This window comes from Rhodococcus sp. ARP2 (genome assembly GCF_001029585.1).
Taxonomy (GTDB): domain Bacteria; phylum Actinomycetota; class Actinomycetes; order Mycobacteriales; family Mycobacteriaceae; genus Rhodococcus_F; species Rhodococcus_F erythropolis.
This window is the reverse complement of record NZ_LEKE01000032.1, coordinates 1-17680: the sequence shown is the minus strand read 5'-3', so window position 1 is coordinate 17680 and position 17680 is coordinate 1. Positions and strand designations below refer to the sequence as shown.

Genomic DNA, 17680 nt, shown 5'->3' with positions numbered 1-17680 from the left:
TCGACGCAACTCGAACCCTTCGCTCGGAAAGCCCCCGGAAAGCCGAATGGCCCACTCCCCCAAGGGGAAGCGGGCCATTCGGTGATACTCGATCAGCTCGAGGATTCGATCAGGCTTACTTGGCCTTTTCGAGGACCTCGACCAGACGCCAGTGCTTCGTCGCGGACAGCGGACGGGTTTCCATCAGCTGAACGCGGTCGCCGACGCCGGCAACGCCGTTCTCGTCGTGCGCCTTCACCTTGGTCGTACGGCGGATGATCTTGCCGTAGAGCTTGTGCTTGACGCGGTCTTCGAGCTCGACCACGATCGTCTTTTCCATCTTGTCGGACACGACGTATCCGACACGGACCTTACGGCTCGCGCGCTCTTCTGTGCTCACTGCTTTTTCCTCACTCATGCCGCGTCACCTGCATCCGGACCCACAGCGAGTCCGAGCTCACGCTCACGCAGGACGGTGTAGATGCGCGCGATCTCGTGACGAACGGTGCGCAGTCGTCGGTTGTTGTCCATCTGGCCGGTAGCCATCTGGAAACGAAGGTTGAAAAGCTCTTCCTTCGACTCACGGAGCCGGGTGACCAGCTCGTCTTCACTGAGCTCGCGGAGCTCTGCTGCTGGGGTTCCAGTAGCCATCAGAACTGCTCCTCTCTGGTCACGATCCGGCACTTGCACGGGAGCTTGTGCATCGCGCGGCGCAGGGCCTCACGAGCAATCTCCTCGTTGGGGTATGTCATCTCGAACAGAACGCGTCCGGGCTTGACGTTGGCAATCCACCACTCGGGCGAACCCTTACCGGAACCCATTCGGGTTTCGGCCGGCTTCTTCGTGAGGGGGCGATCCGGGAAGATGTTGATCCAGATCTTGCCGCCACGCTTGATGTGCCGAGTCATGGCGATACGAGCGGACTCGATCTGCCGGTTGGTGATGTAGGCAGGCTCGAGAGCCTGGATGCCGTAGTCACCGAAGGTCACCTGGGTACCGCCCTTGGCGGCACCCGAACGGCTCGGGTGGTGCTGCTTGCGGTGCTTGACCCGCCGTGGGATCAACATGCGTCAGCCCTCCTGATTCTGTTCAGTTGCGGGAGCATCGGCGGTTGCGGTCGCTGCGCGGCCGGCCTCGGTGCTGGTCGCAGTGGTACCGGTGGCACCGGAACGACGCGGACGGCTCGGACGCTCACGACGCGGGCGATCCCCGGCCGGTGCGGCCGTGTTGGCGGCGAGCTCACGCTTGCCACCGACGATGTCGCCCTTGTAGATCCAGACCTTGACGCCGATGCGACCGAAGGTGGTCTTGGCCTCGTAGAGGCCGTAGTCGATGTCCGCACGAAGCGTGTGCAGCGGCACACGGCCTTCGCGGTAGAACTCCGACCGGGACATCTCGGCGCCGCCGAGACGACCGGAGCACTGAACGCGGATTCCCTTGACGTTGGGCTGACGCATGGCCGACTGGATGGCCTTGCGCATTGCACGACGGAAGGCAACGCGGTTCGAGAGCTGCTCGGCCACACCCTGTGCGACGAGCTGTGCTTCAGCTTCTGCGTTCTTGACCTCGAGGATGTTCAGCTGAACCTGCTTGCCGGTCAGCTTCTCGAGCTCGGAGCGGATGCGATCGGCTTCGGCGCCGCGGCGGCCGATGACGATGCCCGGACGTGCAGTGTGGATGTCCACGCGAACACGGTCACGGGTGCGCTCGATTTCGACCTTCGCGATTCCTGCGCGCTCCATGCCGGTGGCGAGGAGCTTACGGATCGCGACGTCTTCCTTGACGTACTCCGCGTACTGCTTGTCTGCGTACCAGCGAGACTTCCAGTCGGTGGTGATGCCGAGACGGAAGCCGTGCGGGTTGATTTTCTGGCCCACTACTGAGCACTTCCCTTCCGGCGATTACGGGTCGATGTTCCGGTCTTCGGCAGGCTCTCCACGATCACGGTGATGTGACTGGTGCGCTTGCGAATACGGAACGCACGTCCCTGTGCACGCGGCTGGAACCGCTTGAGGGTCGCGCCCTCGTCCACGAACGCCGTAGCAACGACAAGCGTGCTGGGGTCGAGGTCGAGGTTGTTCTCGGCGTTGGCTGCTGCGGAGGCGATCACCTTGGCGACCGGCTCGCTCGCTGCCTGCGGCGCGAACTTCAGGATGTTCAGGGCGTCTTCAACCGAGCGCCCGCGGACCAGGTCCACAACTCGACGTGCCTTCATCGGCGTAACGCGAACGTGCTTCGCTACAGCCTTGGCAGTCGGGTTGGCGGTTTCGGTGTTGCTCATCGCCTCTTCGCCTTCCGATCATCCTTGATGTGACCCTTGAACGTGCGGGTCGGTGCAAACTCTCCGAGCTTGTGTCCGACCATGGAGTCGGAAACGAACACGGGGACGTGCTTGCGGCCGTCGTGAACTGCAAACGTGTGGCCGATGAAGTCCGGGATGATTGTCGAACGACGGGACCAGGTCTTGATGACCTGCTTGGTTCCCTTTTCGTTCTGTACATCCACCTTCGCGAGGAGGTGGTCATCGACGAACGGGCCCTTCTTAAGGCTGCGTGGCATCCTTCACTCCCTCCTAGCGCTTGTTCTTGCCGGTGCGGCGGCGACGGACGATCATCTTGTCGCTTGCCTTGTTCTTGCGGGTACGGCCTTCAGGCTTACCCCACGGGCTGACCGGGTGGCGTCCACCTGAGGTCTTGCCCTCGCCGCCACCGTGCGGGTGGTCGACCGGGTTCATCACGACACCACGAACGGTCGGGCGCTTGCCCTTCCAACGCATACGGCCGGCCTTGCCCCAGTTGATGTTCGACTGCTCGGCGTTGCCGACCTCGCCGACGGATGCGCGGCAGCGCACGTCGACGCGACGGATTTCACCGGAAGGCATACGCAGCGTGGCGTAGCTGCCTTCCTTACCGAGGAGCTGGATGCTGGCGCCTGCGGAACGAGCCATCTTGGCTCCGCCGCCGGGACGCAGTTCCACACCGTGGATGGTGGTACCAGTCGGGATGTTGCGCAGCGGCAGGTTGTTGCCCGGCTTGATGTCGGCGCCTGCACCGGACTCGACCGGTGAACCCTGCACCAGGCCCTTGGGGGCGATGATGTAGCGCTTCTCACCGTCTGCGTAATGCAGGAGTGCGATGTTTGCTGTGCGGTTGGGGTCGTACTCGATGTGAGCGACCTTTGCCGGGATGCCGTCCTTGTCGTTGCGACGGAAATCGATCAGTCGGTATGCACGCTTGTGTCCGCCACCCTTGTGACGGGTGGTGATACGACCGTGTGCGTTACGTCCACCGCGACCGTGCAGCGGGCGAACCAGCGACTTCTCGGGGGTTGACCGAGTGATCTCGGCGAAGTCCGAGACGCTCGAGCCACGACGGCCCGGTGTTGTCGGCTTGTACTTACGGATTGCCATGAGTCTTCTCGTCCTCTATGTCTCGTCAAGTCCCGGCGCTTACGCGACCGGTCCTCCGAAGATCTCGATGGGCTTGCTGTCAGCGGACAGGGTCACGAGCGCGCGCTTGGTGTCCTTGCGCTTGCCGTAACCGAATCGGGTCCGCTTACGCTTGCCCTGACGGTTGGCGGTGTTGACGCTGGTCACCTTGACGCCGAAGACCTTCTCGACGGCAATCTTGATCTGCGTCTTGTTCGAGTCCGGGTGCACCAGGAAGGTGTAGGTGCCTTCCTCGATCAGTCCGTAGGACTTCTCGGAGATGACCGGAGCGAGCAGGATGTCGCGGGGGTCAGCGATGGTGCTCACTTGGCGTCCTCCTTGTTCTGAGCGCTCTCTGCGGGCCCGTGGATGAACGCGTTGAGTGCCTCGACGCTGAACACGACATCGTCTGCATTGAGCACGTCGTAGGTGTTGAGCTGGTCGGGTGCAATGGGATGCACGCCTTCCAGGTTCTGCACGCTCTTCCAAGCGGCTACATCCTGGCGACCCACGACGAGCAGCAGCTTCTTGCGATCCGAAATCTCGCCGAGGAACGCGATTGCGCCCTTGGTCGAAGGCGTCTGCCCTGCAACCAGTTCGGTGATGACGTGGATGCGCTCGTTGCGTGCGCGGTCAGAGAGGGCTCCGCGAAGAGCGGCTGCCTTCATCTTCTTGGGGGTGCGCTGGCTGTAGTCACGCGGCTGCGGGCCGTGAACGGTTCCGCCGCCGACGAACTGCGGTGCGCGAGTCGAGCCCTGGCGTGCGCGGCCGGTGCCCTTCTGGCGGTACGGCTTCTTGCCACCGCCGCGGACGTCGCCGCGGGTCTTGGTGGAGTGGGTTCCCTGACGAGCAGCTGCGAGCTGCGCGACGACAACCTGATGGAGAAGCGCGATGTTGGCCGGAGCGTCGAAGATCTCAGCGGGGAGATCGACGGTGCCGTTGGTCTTGCCGCCGGCGACCTTGACGTCCAGGGTCAACTTGGTCTCGGTGCTGGTCATGCCCGTGCACCACCCTTCACTGCACTCTTGACGATCACGAGGCCGCCCTTGCGGCCGGGGATCGCACCCTTGATCAGCAGCAGGCCGTTCTCGGCATCCACCTTGTGGACCGAGAGGTTCTGCGTCGTGATGCGGTCGCTACCCATGCGTCCGGACATGCGCATGCCCTTGAACACGCGGCCGGGAGTTGCACAGCCACCGATGGAGCCCGGGCGGCGGTGAACAGCCTGGGTACCGTGCGACGCGCCCTGTCCCTTGAAGCCGTGACGCTTCATGGTTCCGGCGAAGCCCTTGCCCTTGCTGGTTCCGGTGACGTCGACGTATGCGCCGTCCTCGAAGACCTCGGCGGTGAGCTCCTGGCCGACCTCGTAGTCGGAGGTGTCCGCAACGCGGAGCTCCACTACGTGGCGACGCGGGGTCACACCAGCCTTGGTGAACTGGCCGGAAGTCGGCTTGTTCACCTTGCGCGGGTCGATGGCGCCGAACGCGAGCTGAACGGCGCTGTAGCCGTCACGCTCTTCGGTACGGATCTGGGTTACGACGTTCGGCCCAGCCTTCACGACGGTGACCGGGACAACCCGGTTGTTCTCGTCGAAGACCTGGGTCATGCCGAGCTTGGTGCCCAGGATTCCCTTGATCTTGGTATCAGTCATTGTTTTTGTCTCCGCCGTCACTGAATGTTCACGTCGACACTGGCCGGAAGGTCGATGCGCATGAGCGCGTCAACCGTCTTCGGCGTCGGGTCGAGAATGTCGATCAGCCGCTTGTGAGTACGCATCTCGAAGTGCTCGCGCGAGTCCTTGTACTTGTGCGGCGAGCGGATGACGCAATATACGTTCTTCTCGGTCGGCAACGGCACAGGTCCAACGACGCGGGCACCCGTACGGGTTACCGTCTCGACGATCTTGCGCGCTGACGCGTCGATCGCCTCGTGGTCGTAGGCCTTGAGCCTGATGCGGATCTTTTGTCCCGCCACGCTTAGTGTCCTTTTCTTGCCGCGTTTCGTAGCCCGCCTGGTCAGGCTCGAGCTACCTCGTCTGCACAGTCCTTGCCTGGACGATGACACGACGAACACTGAAGCGATCGGGACCAAGTCCGAAAGTTCGGAAGACCGTGTTAGCGGTAAACCGAGCATCGGATCAGATCAGGATCTGCTGCCGCTGTTCGTTTGTCATTGTTCTCCGGTACACGCGGTCGGGCGTGTCGCCTTCTCACTCATCCTGCGCCGGACAATCTTTCGATCATCTGGCGCGTGATGCGTACCGGACGTGTTCGATGTCGAACACAAAGTAGGTACTGCTTCCGTCCTGCATTACTTCTCGTCTTGCATGTCTTGCATGGTCACAGTCGTTGACCCGATTACCCTGACGGGATCTGCGATCGATCGTCTGTGACGTCTTACCCTTACCCGATCACGGCCGCAAACGACCGCGTCCCGGACAAGGCAACCCGACCAGTATGCCGTACCTGGCCCGATTCCTCAACTCCCCCGAACCAGCCTTTCCGAGTGAGCTGCGCGACAACAACCTTACTCAGAAGTAAGATAGTCCGATGACTACTTCCAGCCCCACCTATCGCGGATGGCAGAAATTGCCGGACAACGCCCTCGGACATGCAGTTTTCTCGGCGGCGATGTCCATTCGCGTGCCCTACTTCGCCTCCGTTCTCCCCCGGGTGACCAAGTTGGAACCGGGACTGTGCGAGGTCCGCTCCCCCAAATGGTGGGGCGTCCACAACCATCTCGGCACTTTTCACGCGATCGCAGCATGCAATCTCGCGGAGGTCGCAATGGGCATGCTGAGCGAAGCGACGGTTCCGAACTCGCACCGCTGGATCCCCAAGTCCATGAAGGTCGACTACCTCGCCAAGGCCGAGACCGGCCTGCGGGCGGTCGCCCGACTCGAGACTTTGCCGGACTTCGCGGCGATCGAGAGTGGCACGGAACTTCTCGTTCCCATCTCGATCTTCGACCGGGGCGGCAAGGAAGTAGTCCACGCCGAAATCACCACCTGGGTCTCCCCCAAGTAGGCACTCACGAACCCGCCTGCATCGCAACCTGATTCGCCCGCCAAACAGGTTTCGCAGAATTAGGCACTACCGCAGGTTTCGGCGAATGACGATCGTGGAACACCTCCCCGAACGGCGATGGTCGGTCGGGGTGCCGGTGTCCGGAGGTGGGTTGCGTTCCGGGCACCACATCGTCGACCTCGCGTCACGCCGAGCACCGGGAGGCCTCGTGGAAGAGTTCTTGACCACAACGAGTTCCGAAGCAGGCACGCAGACCTCGTCGTATCCGGACGAGGCCGAGGGATTGGACAGCTTCCGGCGCGACCTCGACGCCATCGACGCTCTACTTCTCGAGACGGTGCGGCAGCGGCTGGAACTCTGCCTACGCATCGGCGAGTGGAAGCGCTCCCGCGAGGTTCCGATGATGCAACCCGGCCGCGTCCGCCTCGTGCAGGAGCGGGCGCGTGAATTCGCCCGTAGACACGACCTCTCCCCCGACTTCTTCAACGCCCTGTACGAGCTGATGATTGCCGAGACCTGTCGACTCGAAGACCTGGTGATCAACGCACCTGTTGAGGAGGAGGACACTGTTCGGGAATCCGTCGGACCGAGATCAGGATCATCGACATGAGTTCCCGCACCCTTCTGGTGGACAATTACGACTCGTTCACCTACAACCTGTTCACCCTGTTGACCGAGGTCAACGGGGTTGTGCCGACCGTGGTCCGCAACGACGCGGATTGGGATTCCATCGATCTCGCGTCATACGACAACGTGGTCATCTCCCCAGGTCCCGGCCGGCCGGATCGCGACCGTGATTTCGGAATCAGCCGCCGTTTCATCGAAGAAGCGCCTCTCCCACTTCTCGGTGTCTGTCTCGGCCACCAGGGCCTGTGCGAGTTGTTCGGCGCGGACGTGGTGGTTGCGCCCGTACCGATGCACGGCCGAATTTCGCTGATCGATCACGACGGCTCGGGCATCTTTGCCGGACTTCCTTCGCCGTTCCGAGCTGTTCGCTACCACTCGTTGACCGTCGAGAATCTGCCGAACGCCTTCGTTCGTACCGCGTGGACGTCCGACGGTCTGCTCATGGGTGTCCGGCACCGGACCAAGCCGATGTGGGGCGTTCAGTTCCATCCGGAGTCCATCAGTACCGAGTTCGGCATAGATTTGCTCGCGAACTTCCGCGATCTGTCCGTCGGACGCACTCTGGATTCGGTGATCCGACCCGAACCGACTTCGCAAACACCCGACCTGCGGCCGGCGATCAACTACGACGTCGACGACGTGACTCTCGATTTTGCAGTGGACCCGTCTGCGGCCTATGCAGCACTGTTCGCCGACGGCCCGAACGCGTTCTGGCTGGACCGCGCGGCAACCGCAGAGCCGAGTGCGCGCTTTTCGATACTCGGCGATTCGTCGGGGCCGCTGGCCGAGTTCATCACGTACGACGTGCAAGCCGAGGTACTGACTGTCAGCCGAAAAGGCTTGTCCGACGAGCACATTCGAGTTCCGTTCTTCGATTACTTGGACGCACAACTCTCGACGCGCTTCGTGCCCTCGCATCCGGAACTCGACTTCAACCTCGGCTACGTGGGCTACCTCGGCTACGAACTGAAAGCACAGACGGGAGGAAGGGCAGTCCATCCGGCACCCACTCCTGATGCCGCTCTGGTGTTTGCCGATCGCGCCGTCGTCATCGATCACACCGCGGGCCGCACTCACGTTTTGAGGTTGCGCGAGAAAGTCCGGGACGCCGGCTATGACGATTGGCTCGAATCGACCGTCGACACCCTGGCGCGGATCGGCGCGGACCTTCCGGAACGCACCCCCGTTCCGCTGATCAGCGACACCGTCTGGACGCAGGCTCGCCTTCGGCATGATCGCGATCAGTACCTGTCGTTGATCGGAACGGCCCTCTCGGAGATCCGGGCAGGTGAGTCCTACGAGGTATGTCTGACCAACATGGCGAGCGTCGACGAGACGATCGATGCACAGCAGGCGTTCGAGTATCTGCGCTCGATCAATCCGACGCCGTACAGCGCACTTCTCGACTTCACCGGCATCTCGGTGGTCTCGGCCTCGCCTGAGCGGTTCCTTCGTGTCGACTCGGACGGCAACGTCGAGTCCAAGCCGATCAAAGGGACCCGTCCGCGCGGCGTCACCCGAGCGCGTGATGCTGCGCTACGGCAGGACCTGCTCGACAGCGAGAAGGACCGCGCCGAGAACCTGATGATCGTGGACCTCACTCGCAACGACCTCACCAAGGTCTGCGTTCCGGGAAGTGTCCACGTTCCGAGGCTGTTCGCGATCGAGTCGTACTCGTCCGTTCACCAAATGGTGTCGACGGTGCGTGGACATCTGAGCCCGGGGTCGTCGGCGGTGGACTGTGTCCGCGCCGCGTTCCCCGGCGGATCGATGACAGGTGCTCCGAAGGTACGAACGATGGAGATCATCGACCGCCTCGAATCCGGCCCACGTGGGGTCTACTCGGGATCGATCGGGTACTTCGCCCTCGGTGGCGCCGCAGACCTCTCGATCGTGATCCGGTCGCTGGTCTGCACCGAGAGCGGCGTGACCTTCGGAATCGGTGGTGCCATTACAGCGTTGTCCGACCCGGAAGAAGAATTCGACGAGACCACGGTCAAGGCGTCCACTCTGCTCCGTGCACTCGACGCGGTGTCCTCGCGGGTCCTCGAGTACGGCGGGTAGACCCAGCCGTGACGGCGGCATCAGGCACAGCGACGGTTGTCGGCGGGCTGGGTGCCGTCGGATCCATGTTCGTCGAACTGCTTCGCGCCGGGGGGTCGACCGTCACCGTCGTCGACCCAGCAGGCAGCGATCCCGACGGAGATGTAGTCGTCGGAGACATCACGAAACCCAGTGAGCAAATCCTCGCGCACGTGGAGTCCTCGAGCGTCATCGTTCTCGCCGTTCCCGAACAGGTCGCTCTAGCCGCACTACCGAGCCTTCGAACATCCGGCGCTCTCGTTGTGGACACGCTGTCGGTCAAATCGCGGATGGACGCAGCAATCGCCGACGCCGGCCGAGAAGGGGAGTTCCTCGGACTCAACCCCATGTTCCGTCCGTCGCTCGGCCCACGCGGTCGGGCCGTCATCGCAGTGCCGTACGTCGACGGTCCGCAGTCCGTCAGATTCCTCGACGTCGTGCGCTCGTGGGGAGCGTCGGTCGCGGTGATGGACGCCGATCGTCACGACCGGTTGGCCGCAGCTACCCAGGTTCTGACACACGCGTCGGTGCTGGCTTTCGGCGTTGCCCTGGCCGAACTCGGAGTTTCTGCGGACGAACTCCTCGCGGTCGCCCCTCCCCCGCATCGGACCTTGCTCGCGCTCCTGGCGCGGATAGCCGGCGGCGAACCGGAGGTGTACTGGGACGTACAAGCGGGCAATCCGCATGCAGGTGCGACACGAAAAGCACTGTTTGATGCCACCTCACAGGTGGACACGGCGGCCGAGACGCTCGGCGACTTCACGACGCTGATGAAAACCGCCGAGGCAGCGCTCGACGATCACTCCGGCGAATTGAACGCGGAGTGCCAGAGCTTGTTCGATCGCATTGCCGAAGGGCACAGAGAGTAGGGAACGATGAGACCTGGAGTGAGTCCGCCCAGCCTCCCGGAGTACGACGCCTCGGATCCGGTCGAGAGTGCAATCGCCAGTCGGCTTGCGAGCAATTGGGCGCGCCGGGCAACCGTGAAGAAGGCGGAGCCGGAACTGGACGATCTCTTCGATTCGTCGTTGTCCGACTACCCCGAAGCACTTCTCCCGTTCGCGGAGCATCCGACCTACCTGGCATTGAGTCCCGAGCAGAAGCAACGCCTGCAAGCCTGGGCATGGATCGCGTTCAACAAGAACGTCATGGACATCGAGAAGTACGTCGTCAATCCCGGCTTCGACGTTCTCGCCGAAGACCGACTCGGCGTCGGACTCGGAGATTGGGCTGCAGTGGCCGTCAATCAGGCGATGGTCGACGAGCAATATCACACGCTCATGCACTTCAATGCCAGTTCAGCGACCCGTCGAGGCAGGGGCTGGGCGCTTCCGTCGAAGGCGCTGCCAGACGTCCTGACGGTCCGCACGCGGGCGCAAGCCCTCGACGCAGCCGAGGGGCCTCGCAAGATCGCCCTGACACAGTTGGCGTTCATGACCGTCGCCGAGGTGTCGATCACCGCATACCTCGACCTGATCTCGGATGACCCGGGCGTGCAGTCGATCAACCGCGCGACAATCCGGTTGCACGCTCGCGACGAGTACTGCCATGCCTCGATTGCCGGGGAACTGGCCGTGTCGGTCTGGGATTCCCTGGATCGTGGAGATCGCAGCTATCTATTGGAAGGCTTCGAGGGCGCCATGCGCGCTTTCAGCGGAACCGACTTCGGCGCTTGGCGCGCAATCATGGAGATCGAAGCCGTAACCGGCGGACAGAAGATGCTCGACGACATCGAATCGGGACGGCGCAACAACCTGTTCGTCCAGGACTACAGCGGTATCGAGAGGTTGTACAAGACCTTGAATCTGGACACGATGTAGCCGACTCTCACGAATCCACGGGCATAGTGCGGGCTCCGGAACCTGACAGCAGTTTCCGCCATGACAGCCGATCGGTTTGCCGGTCGTACATTCGGTACGCCGGCCACAACAGAGCATGCAGAATTGACGACTTGAGAATCATCAAACGTAGTCGTGTAGTCATAGCCTGGTGATACTCGAGCGTTGTCACCGAAGCCTTGTTGTATGACAGAAACTCGATGGGTCCAGTCTCTCCCCTTCGACCGGAGATTTCGCTCCGCATGTCCAGGTCAGTGCCGAACTGCATCCCTGCCTTCACCAGGCACAGCGACAGATCCACGTCTTCGTGAATGTCGGTGCGATCACTGACCTTGTCGCGGATCGAGCGCCACGACGTCGCCCGAATCGCCATATTCGAACCAGTCAGTGCGTGCGCCGATTTGATTCCGTGGAAACCGCCACGGGCCTCGGCTTTGTTCACCGCTGCTCGTTGAAGACCTGAAAACGGTGACTCGTAAAACAACGAGAAACCGGTAACGGCATCAAGATCATGAGAAGCGAAGGAACTTCGAACCGCTCGCGCCCATCCTGGTGCGACACGCGAATCCGCATCGACCCTACCGATGAATTCACCCGCTGCGATGTCGAACCCGGCATTACGAGCATGAACAACGCCTTGACGCGGTTCGACAAGATATCGGACTCGAGAATCCCGCTGCTCGAAAGAACGCACGATTTCAGGGGTGCGGTCGGTGGAATTGTTGTCGACAACAATTATCTCGAGAATTTCGTCCCCTTGACGCGAGAGGGACTCCAAACACCCGGCGATGTAGTCCTCCTCGTTGTACACGGGAACCACCACTGACAACGTGCCGATATCCATGAGCAGTAGGTTACCTCGCCAGAGGGAGTCGACTTGATGATCGAGTCAGGGGTGCCCGTCGATCGAGTACGAACTCGTAGTATTCGACGAGCATTCAGCACTCGCGAATACGGTTCACACCTGTCGGTGACCCGAAATCAGGCCCGGTACCGGACACTGTGCGATATCGCACATTCCCGTCGGTCGACCTGACCTCGGCTTCTCGCCAAGCTGCACATTTGCATTGCTCCGCACCGCGCGAAGGCCGGACCGAGGTTGTCCCTCCGGTAACATCCACTGTGCATCCGGAGATAGACGTACAAGGTTCCCGCAACCACTGGGACCCTTACCAGTGACTCCGGCTCGGGCTACGGCTTGCTCGAGAAAGGACAGTGCCGAGAGGCCCTGTCCAAGCACAGCTTGGCCCGAACATCCATGTAGACAGCGGAGAATTAATGCCCTTATCGACGGACGCGGCGGTAGTCGTGGAGGACGTTCACAAGTCCTTCAAGGATGTGCACGCATTGCGTGGCATCAACTTCCAAGCTCCCAAGGGCACAGTGCTCGGCATCCTTGGGCCCAACGGCGCAGGTAAGACCACCACCGTCAAGGTTCTGTCCACGTTGATTCGGCCTGACCACGGCGTCGCAATGGTTGCCGGATACGACGTCGCTCGCAACCCAGCCGACGTTCGCCGTTCGATCATGATGACTGGCCAATTCGCCGCACTCGACGACGCACTCACCGGACGCGAGAACATCGAACTTTTCGCTCGCCTGATGGGCCTCGATCGTGCATCCGCCAGGCAACGAGCCGTGGATCTTCTCGAAGAATTCGATCTCGTGGAAGCTGGGGGGCGAGTTGTTGCAGGGTACTCCGGTGGCATGCGACGACGCATCGACATTGCGTGCGGATTGGTGGTGAGGCCAGAAGTCGTATTTCTCGACGAGCCGACGACTGGACTGGACCCTCGCAGCCGCCAGAGCGTGTGGAACCTCGTGCAGACTTTGAAGGAGCAAGGCATCACGGTTCTGCTGACCACTCAGTACCTCGAGGAAGCTGACCTTCTCAGCGACAACATCATTGTCATCGACAAAGGATCCGTCATCGCGGAGGGGACCGCCAACGAATTGAAGGCACGAACCGGCGCGAGCTTCTGCGAAATCGTTCCCGCTGAGACAAGCTTGCTGGGACCAGCAGCCAACGCGTTGGGTAATTTGGTTCCGCCGGACTTCCGCTTCGATCTCGCAGTCGAGAACGGCCGAATTGCAATTCCCGCACCCCGTGGTTCTGCAACCCTTGCAGAAGCCCTGCGGCGTCTCGATCACGCACGGATACCACTCGCGGACATCGCCCTGCGCAGGCCTTCACTTGACGACGTGTTCCTGTCGTTGACGGGGCAGTCACGTCCGAGCGAAACAAGCGATGCGCCGTGACCACGACGACGAAGTACGCAACTCAAGATCTTGCCTTGAAACAGGTAGGTCAACGGTCCATCACGGTGCCAAATGCAGCTCGCATCGGGCGCCATCGTCGTCCGCAGCCGTCCGCTGTAACACAGTGGTGGACACTCACCGGCCGTACCGTTCGCGCAATGATCCGCCGGCACGAATTGCTCGTCGCAATCGTCGCGCCATTGATCTTCACGGTCGGCTTTTATCTGCCCCTCAAGTTCGTAATGCAGCTGCAGGGCATCAATTACGCGCAGTTTTTGATGCCGATCATCGTCTTGCAGGCGATGGCCTTCACTTCGATCTCAGCGGCGCAGATGTCGGCGACCGAACGCATCACTGGCTTCAGCAGTCGGATGCAAACTATGCCGGTATTCGGCCCGGTTCCACTGTTTTCGCGGATGAGCAGTGGATTCCTCCGGTCCGTCGTCTCACTGACAGCAGCTCTGATCTACGGATACGCGATCGGATTTCGCTTTGTCGGTGGTCTGTCACAGGCCGTGCTCTTCTGCGTGATCGCGTTAACATTCAGTACGTGTTTGTCGCTCGGTGGCGATGCAATCGGCTCACTATCGAAGAGCCCGCAAGCAACCAGTCAGGCATTGACACTTCCCCAATTGATCCTCGGGATGCTCTCGTGTGGATTTGTTCCTGAGAGCGGATTCCCGGAATGGATCAGACCCTTCGTACGCAATCAGCCCGTATCTCAGTTCTCCTACGCCATGCGTGACCTGGCTGCCGGCAGCCTCACCCCGAATACCTTGGTACCAGTCGCGGCTTGGTCGATCGGGTTGATAGCGGTATGCGGGCCTCTCGCATACTGGGCAAGTACGAGGCGTGTGTGATGAGTTCTCTTGAAAAGAGCGAGGAAATACGCAGCGGGCGGACACTCGCTTTCCCACTACCCGACGCTGCACTACCCGAGAGTTCGGCTGGTGCGCTCTGGACACACAGCCTCATACAGGCGAAACGCCTTCTGATCACTTGGGCGCGCGATCCTTCGACCACAATCCAAGCGCTCGTTTACCCCGCGTTGACCTTGATCATGTTTCGCGTTGTTCTGGGTAATTCCATCACCGCGGCCACCGGGCAATCAAGTATCTATGGGACAGTCCCGCTCATCATTCTCGTGGGGGCGATGTTCGGTTCGATCGCCAGCGCAGTTGGCTTGCGGGGCGAGAGGAAGAGCGGTCTGCTCGCTCGTTTCTGGACGCTTCCTGCACACCGCGCATCGGGCCTAGTAGGCCGGATGATGGCCGAAGCCGTTCGAGTTCTACTGACCACGATCGTCATCATCGGCGTAGGTTATGCCGTCGGGTTCCGGTTCACTCAGGGCCCGCTTGCGGCAGCGGCAATGATACTTCTACCCATCGCATTCGGCATTGGGTTCGCGGTAATGGTCACGGCTCTCGCCACGATGTCGGAAAATGTCCCGCTCGTCGAATTGGTTTCCATTGGGTGCACCTTGTTGATGTTCTTCAACAGTGGTTTTGTCCCGACAATGGCATATCCGGTCTGGCTTCAACCCGTAATTGCCGCACAACCGATGTCCGTCGCAGTCGACGCTATGCGCGGACTTTCGCTCGGAGGGCCAGTCCTGGTGCCAGTTCTGAAAATGCTTGCCTGGTCAGCGGGAATGATCGCAGTATTTCTATATCCTGCGATTCGGGGTTACCGCCGGGCTGCGGAGACTTCATGACAGACGCATCCAGCGAGTGTGGCCTCATACCAGAATTTGAATATCTAAATACGGTAACAGTCCACAAACAATAACCGACTTAATTCTCTGAATGCGACAAGGTCGCAATCGACAATGAATCAACCGAAAGGTATGAGGTCTTGACGCGAAATTCCACGACCTGGCGACGCACCGTACAGATCGGCGCATTGGCCGTTGCCGGCTCACTGCTCACAGCCGGTCTCGCGCAGGCCACCCCCGCGCGCGTCGGTGGCGACTCATCCGAAACAGCGTCGACGGGCTCTTACGTCAAGTCCGTCGAGAAGGTCAATGACCGTCAACTCGTAGTCAATGTTTATGCGGCGTCGATGGACAAGGTCGTTCCGATCCAGGTCATCACTCCCGCTGATAATTCCGAGCCTCGCCCGATCGTGTATCTACTGAACGGTGCCGGCGGCGGGGAAGACGCTGCTACGTGGGAGAGGCAAACCGACGTAGTCGAGTTCTTTGCCGACAAGAACGTGAACGTCGCCACTCCTGTCGGCGGTCGACTCTCGTACTACACGGACTGGGAGAAAGACGACCCCAAGGCTGGACGCAATAAGTGGTCGACCTTCCTGGGCAAAGAATTGCCTCCGTTGTTGAACGAAGAGTTGGGGAGCAACGGCAAGCAAGCCATCTCGGCCATCTCGATGTCCGGTACATCGGTACTGAACCTGGCGATCGAGTACCCCGGTTTCTACAGTTCTGTTGCCGCTTACAGTGGCTGCGCACAGACCAGCGATCCCCTCGGACAAGCATTCGTCCGGACGACCACGGAATGGATCGGCGGAGTCGACGACATCACCAATATGTGGGGACCGCTGGACGGACCAGGATGGGTCGAGCACGATCCGCTCGTCAACGCCGAAAAGCTACGTGGGACACCGATCTACATGAGCACGGGCAACGGACTTCCCGGAATTCCGAACGACACCTTCCTCAACCCACGCCTGAGCGATGGTCGCGCGTACACCGAGAACCAGATCATCATCGGCGGCCCAATCGAAGCAGCGACCAACCTTTGCACTTCGAACATGGCCAAGCGCCTGTATGAATTGAGCATTCCGGCAGTTGTCGATTTCCAGCCGGTAGGGACCCACTCGTGGGGCTACTGGCAGGATCAGCTGCACAAGTCGTGGCCGTTCATCGCCGGGTCGCTCGGAATCTGATCAACTCCTGATCTGCCTCGAAGGCCACCTGATCGCTACACGCCCGACGCAGCGTGTCCGTACAGGTGGCCTTCGTCGTAGTGTGCTGTTTCACTTACCGAGCGCACGAAGTTAAACATGTATTGCTGCACAACCTGCGGCTGCGCCGATTCGTTCGACGCCTCGACGCATGCCTGACACACAGTCATGAGTACGACAGCGGAATCGGTTCATGGATCCGGATCTATCCGGAAGTTTGCGGTGTCTGGATTGCCGGTCACGGCGTCGAGTCGCGTCCTCGAAGGAAACATTGCCGTAGGTGACTCAACCGTATGGTCTCACTCAGCTCGCATTGGAACTCCAAGCTGCCCAGCCTTTTTGGCAGGAAGCGCCACCTCTGACCCAAAATGCCAGGCATATAGCGACGTCGGTTATTGCCCGACCTGGCCCGGGACCTGACCCGACAAACACGCGGAACGTCGGCTTCTCGCTCAGATTCGTCCCGACGTCCTCTAACGGTCCGATCAGCTCCTGAAGAACGCCGACAATCGCGGACCGATCAGCTCGAGCTGATCGGTTTCCATCATCGAGTGATGCGAACTCTCGACCGTTGTCTCAGCCAGGGTTCCGTTGACGTAAGGCTTCCAGGCCTCGGCAAGTTCGATTGTCGAACCGACTCCCACGGTGGCGCTGAGAAGTACAGCGTCACCGTCGAAGACGCGCGGTACGTACCCGTCGATTATCGAGGCAGCTGAGATCGCAAAATCGTACAGAGATCCGAGTTGCTCGTCGGAGAGGAACGACAGGGAATCGAGCGATCGGCCGAGCGCGAGAATCTCGTCCCGGCCCAACGCACCGAGATCCAGGGTGTCCCCGACGTCGACCCCCCATCCAGCGGCCAGTTCGGAGACGTTGTCCCGGGCCTGGTTCTCCCCTACTTCGGTAGTGCCGCGAGGATCGATCATTGCCAGCTTCACGTCGAACCCCTTCGAGCGCAATAGAACTGCACACGCGTGTCCGATGAACCCGCCGAGCGAGTAGCCGACGATGTGGAACGGGCCGCTCGGAGTCACACTCAGCATCTCGCGAACGTACCGCTCGGCTAATGCGTCGACTGATGTGGGCAGAGGCCACGATTCCGTCATCACCGGTGCCTGCAGTCCGTAGAGCGGAGTCTGCGCGTCGAGGTGAGGAACCAGACCGGAGGCTTTCCATGCCAGCCCGCTCATCGGGTGGATGAAGAATACCGGTACCGACGATCCAGCTTCCCGGATCGGCAATAGAACATCGAGCGCCTGACTCGACGACGGCGCGCTGCCACGAAGTGTGTCTTCGATTCGGGCAGAGAGGGATTCAACTGTCGATGCACCGAACAGCATGCGCACGGGGACGTCGGCACCAACAGATGCACTCAGTTCGGACGCCAACTTCATCGCGATGAGGGAGTTGCCACCCAACTCGAAGAAATCATCATCCAACCCCACCCGATCAACACCCAACACACCCACAAACGCCGACGCCACCACCAACTCCACCGACGACACCGGAGCCCGAAACAC

Annotated in this window: 22 protein-coding genes; 9 read left to right on the top strand and 13 right to left on the bottom strand. The window is 61.0% G+C overall.

Going from position 1 to position 17680, the window contains the following annotated elements; genetic code table 11:
• Positions 1 to 115: 115 nt before the first annotated feature.
• From rpsQ to rpsJ, 11 genes are read right to left on the bottom strand one after another with little or no spacing between them, the layout of a single operon-like run.
• Positions 116 to 397: a 30S ribosomal protein S17 gene (gene rpsQ / locus ABX74_RS07475; RefSeq protein ID WP_003941020.1), complete on the bottom strand. Its 282-nt coding sequence runs from the start codon at positions 395 to 397 to the stop codon at positions 116 to 118.
• Positions 394 to 630, bottom strand: a complete 237-nt coding sequence (gene rpmC / locus ABX74_RS07470) for a 50S ribosomal protein L29 (protein WP_003940734.1) — start codon at positions 628 to 630, stop codon at positions 394 to 396. The genes rpsQ and rpmC overlap by 4 nt, the downstream gene beginning before the upstream one ends.
• Positions 630 to 1046 carry a 50S ribosomal protein L16 gene (gene rplP, locus ABX74_RS07465; RefSeq protein WP_003940899.1) on the bottom strand — a complete coding sequence of 139 codons (417 nt, stop codon included), beginning with the start codon at positions 1044 to 1046 and terminating at the stop codon, positions 630 to 632. The genes rpmC and rplP overlap by 1 nt, the downstream gene beginning before the upstream one ends.
• Positions 1047 to 1049: 3 nt before the next feature.
• Positions 1050 to 1856 (bottom strand): 30S ribosomal protein S3, encoded by an 807-nt coding sequence (gene rpsC, locus ABX74_RS07460; protein ID WP_003941003.1) that lies wholly within the window; start codon positions 1854 to 1856, stop codon positions 1050 to 1052.
• Complete coding sequence (rplV, locus tag ABX74_RS07455) at positions 1856 to 2260, bottom strand: 50S ribosomal protein L22 (protein ID WP_003940717.1); 405 nt, start codon at positions 2258 to 2260, stop codon at positions 1856 to 1858. The genes rpsC and rplV overlap by 1 nt, the downstream gene beginning before the upstream one ends.
• Positions 2257 to 2538: a 30S ribosomal protein S19 gene (rpsS, locus tag ABX74_RS07450; RefSeq protein WP_003940820.1), complete on the bottom strand. Its 282-nt coding sequence runs from the start codon at positions 2536 to 2538 to the stop codon at positions 2257 to 2259. The genes rplV and rpsS overlap by 4 nt, the downstream gene beginning before the upstream one ends.
• Positions 2539 to 2551: 13 nt before the next feature.
• Positions 2552 to 3388, bottom strand: a complete 837-nt coding sequence (gene rplB, locus ABX74_RS07445) for a 50S ribosomal protein L2 (RefSeq protein WP_003940895.1) — start codon at positions 3386 to 3388, stop codon at positions 2552 to 2554.
• A 39-nt stretch (positions 3389 to 3427) separates the two neighbouring features.
• Positions 3428 to 3733: a 50S ribosomal protein L23 gene (gene rplW / locus ABX74_RS07440; protein ID WP_003940990.1), complete on the bottom strand. Its 306-nt coding sequence runs from the start codon at positions 3731 to 3733 to the stop codon at positions 3428 to 3430.
• Positions 3730 to 4404 carry a 50S ribosomal protein L4 gene (gene rplD, locus ABX74_RS07435; protein ID WP_003940723.1) on the bottom strand — a complete coding sequence of 225 codons (675 nt, stop codon included), beginning with the start codon at positions 4402 to 4404 and terminating at the stop codon, positions 3730 to 3732. Before rplD ends, rplW begins: the two co-directional genes overlap by 4 nt.
• Positions 4401 to 5057, bottom strand: a complete 657-nt coding sequence (rplC, locus tag ABX74_RS07430; protein WP_003940826.1) for a 50S ribosomal protein L3 — start codon at positions 5055 to 5057, stop codon at positions 4401 to 4403. The genes rplD and rplC overlap by 4 nt, the downstream gene beginning before the upstream one ends.
• Before the next feature lie 17 nt (positions 5058 to 5074).
• A complete protein-coding gene (rpsJ, locus tag ABX74_RS07425; RefSeq protein WP_003938093.1) occupies positions 5075 to 5380 on the bottom strand; it encodes a 30S ribosomal protein S10 in 306 nt (101 codons plus the stop codon).
• 575 nt (positions 5381 to 5955) lie between these two features.
• Between rpsJ and ABX74_RS07420 the strand changes: the two genes are divergently transcribed.
• From ABX74_RS07420 to ABX74_RS07400, 5 genes are all read left to right on the top strand, one after another.
• Positions 5956 to 6432, top strand: a complete 477-nt coding sequence (locus ABX74_RS07420; protein ID WP_003940943.1) for a hotdog fold domain-containing protein — start codon at positions 5956 to 5958, stop codon at positions 6430 to 6432.
• An 85-nt stretch (positions 6433 to 6517) separates the two neighbouring features.
• Positions 6518 to 7042, top strand: a complete 525-nt coding sequence (locus ABX74_RS07415; RefSeq protein ID WP_019747551.1) for a chorismate mutase family protein — start codon at positions 6518 to 6520, stop codon at positions 7040 to 7042.
• Positions 7039 to 9123 (top strand): aminodeoxychorismate synthase component I, encoded by a 2085-nt coding sequence (gene pabB / locus ABX74_RS07410; RefSeq protein WP_047888524.1) that lies wholly within the window; start codon positions 7039 to 7041, stop codon positions 9121 to 9123. The genes ABX74_RS07415 and pabB overlap by 4 nt, the downstream gene beginning before the upstream one ends.
• Positions 9124 to 9131: 8 nt before the next feature.
• The gene (locus ABX74_RS07405) at positions 9132 to 10010 is read left to right on the top strand and encodes a prephenate dehydrogenase dimerization domain-containing protein (RefSeq protein ID WP_047888523.1); all 879 of its coding nucleotides are present in this window, start codon (positions 9132 to 9134) and stop codon (positions 10008 to 10010) included.
• A gap of 6 nt (positions 10011 to 10016) precedes the next feature.
• On the top strand, positions 10017 to 10961 hold the full coding sequence (locus ABX74_RS07400; RefSeq protein ID WP_047888522.1) for a diiron oxygenase: 945 nt from the start codon (positions 10017 to 10019) through the stop codon (positions 10959 to 10961).
• A 7-nt stretch (positions 10962 to 10968) separates the two neighbouring features.
• Here the strand turns inward: ABX74_RS07400 and ABX74_RS07395 are convergent, their stop codons facing one another.
• Positions 10969 to 11823 (bottom strand): glycosyltransferase, encoded by an 855-nt coding sequence (locus ABX74_RS07395; protein ID WP_047888521.1) that lies wholly within the window; start codon positions 11821 to 11823, stop codon positions 10969 to 10971.
• Positions 11824 to 12257: 434 nt separating this feature from the next.
• Here ABX74_RS07395 and ABX74_RS07390 point away from each other — a divergent pair, with 434 nt between their 5' ends.
• The 4 genes from ABX74_RS07390 (at position 12258) to ABX74_RS07375 (ending at position 16142) form a co-directional block, all read left to right on the top strand.
• Entirely contained in the window at positions 12258 to 13238 is a 981-nt protein-coding gene (locus ABX74_RS07390; RefSeq protein ID WP_047888520.1) for a daunorubicin/doxorubicin resistance ABC transporter ATP-binding protein DrrA, read from the top strand.
• Entirely contained in the window at positions 13235 to 14098 is an 864-nt protein-coding gene (locus ABX74_RS07385) for an ABC transporter permease (protein WP_047888519.1), read from the top strand. The genes ABX74_RS07390 and ABX74_RS07385 overlap by 4 nt, the downstream gene beginning before the upstream one ends.
• Entirely contained in the window at positions 14098 to 14952 is an 855-nt protein-coding gene (locus ABX74_RS07380; protein WP_047888604.1) for an ABC transporter permease, read from the top strand. The genes ABX74_RS07385 and ABX74_RS07380 overlap by 1 nt, the downstream gene beginning before the upstream one ends.
• A gap of 140 nt (positions 14953 to 15092) precedes the next feature.
• The gene (locus ABX74_RS07375) at positions 15093 to 16142 is read left to right on the top strand and encodes an alpha/beta hydrolase (protein WP_047888518.1); all 1050 of its coding nucleotides are present in this window, start codon (positions 15093 to 15095) and stop codon (positions 16140 to 16142) included.
• 503 nt (positions 16143 to 16645) lie between these two features.
• On the opposite strand, the gene ABX74_RS07370 is transcribed toward ABX74_RS07375, so the two are convergent.
• Positions 16646 to 17680: alpha/beta fold hydrolase (locus ABX74_RS07370; protein ID WP_144419556.1), on the bottom strand; the 1035-nt coding region annotated here is incomplete at its 5' end.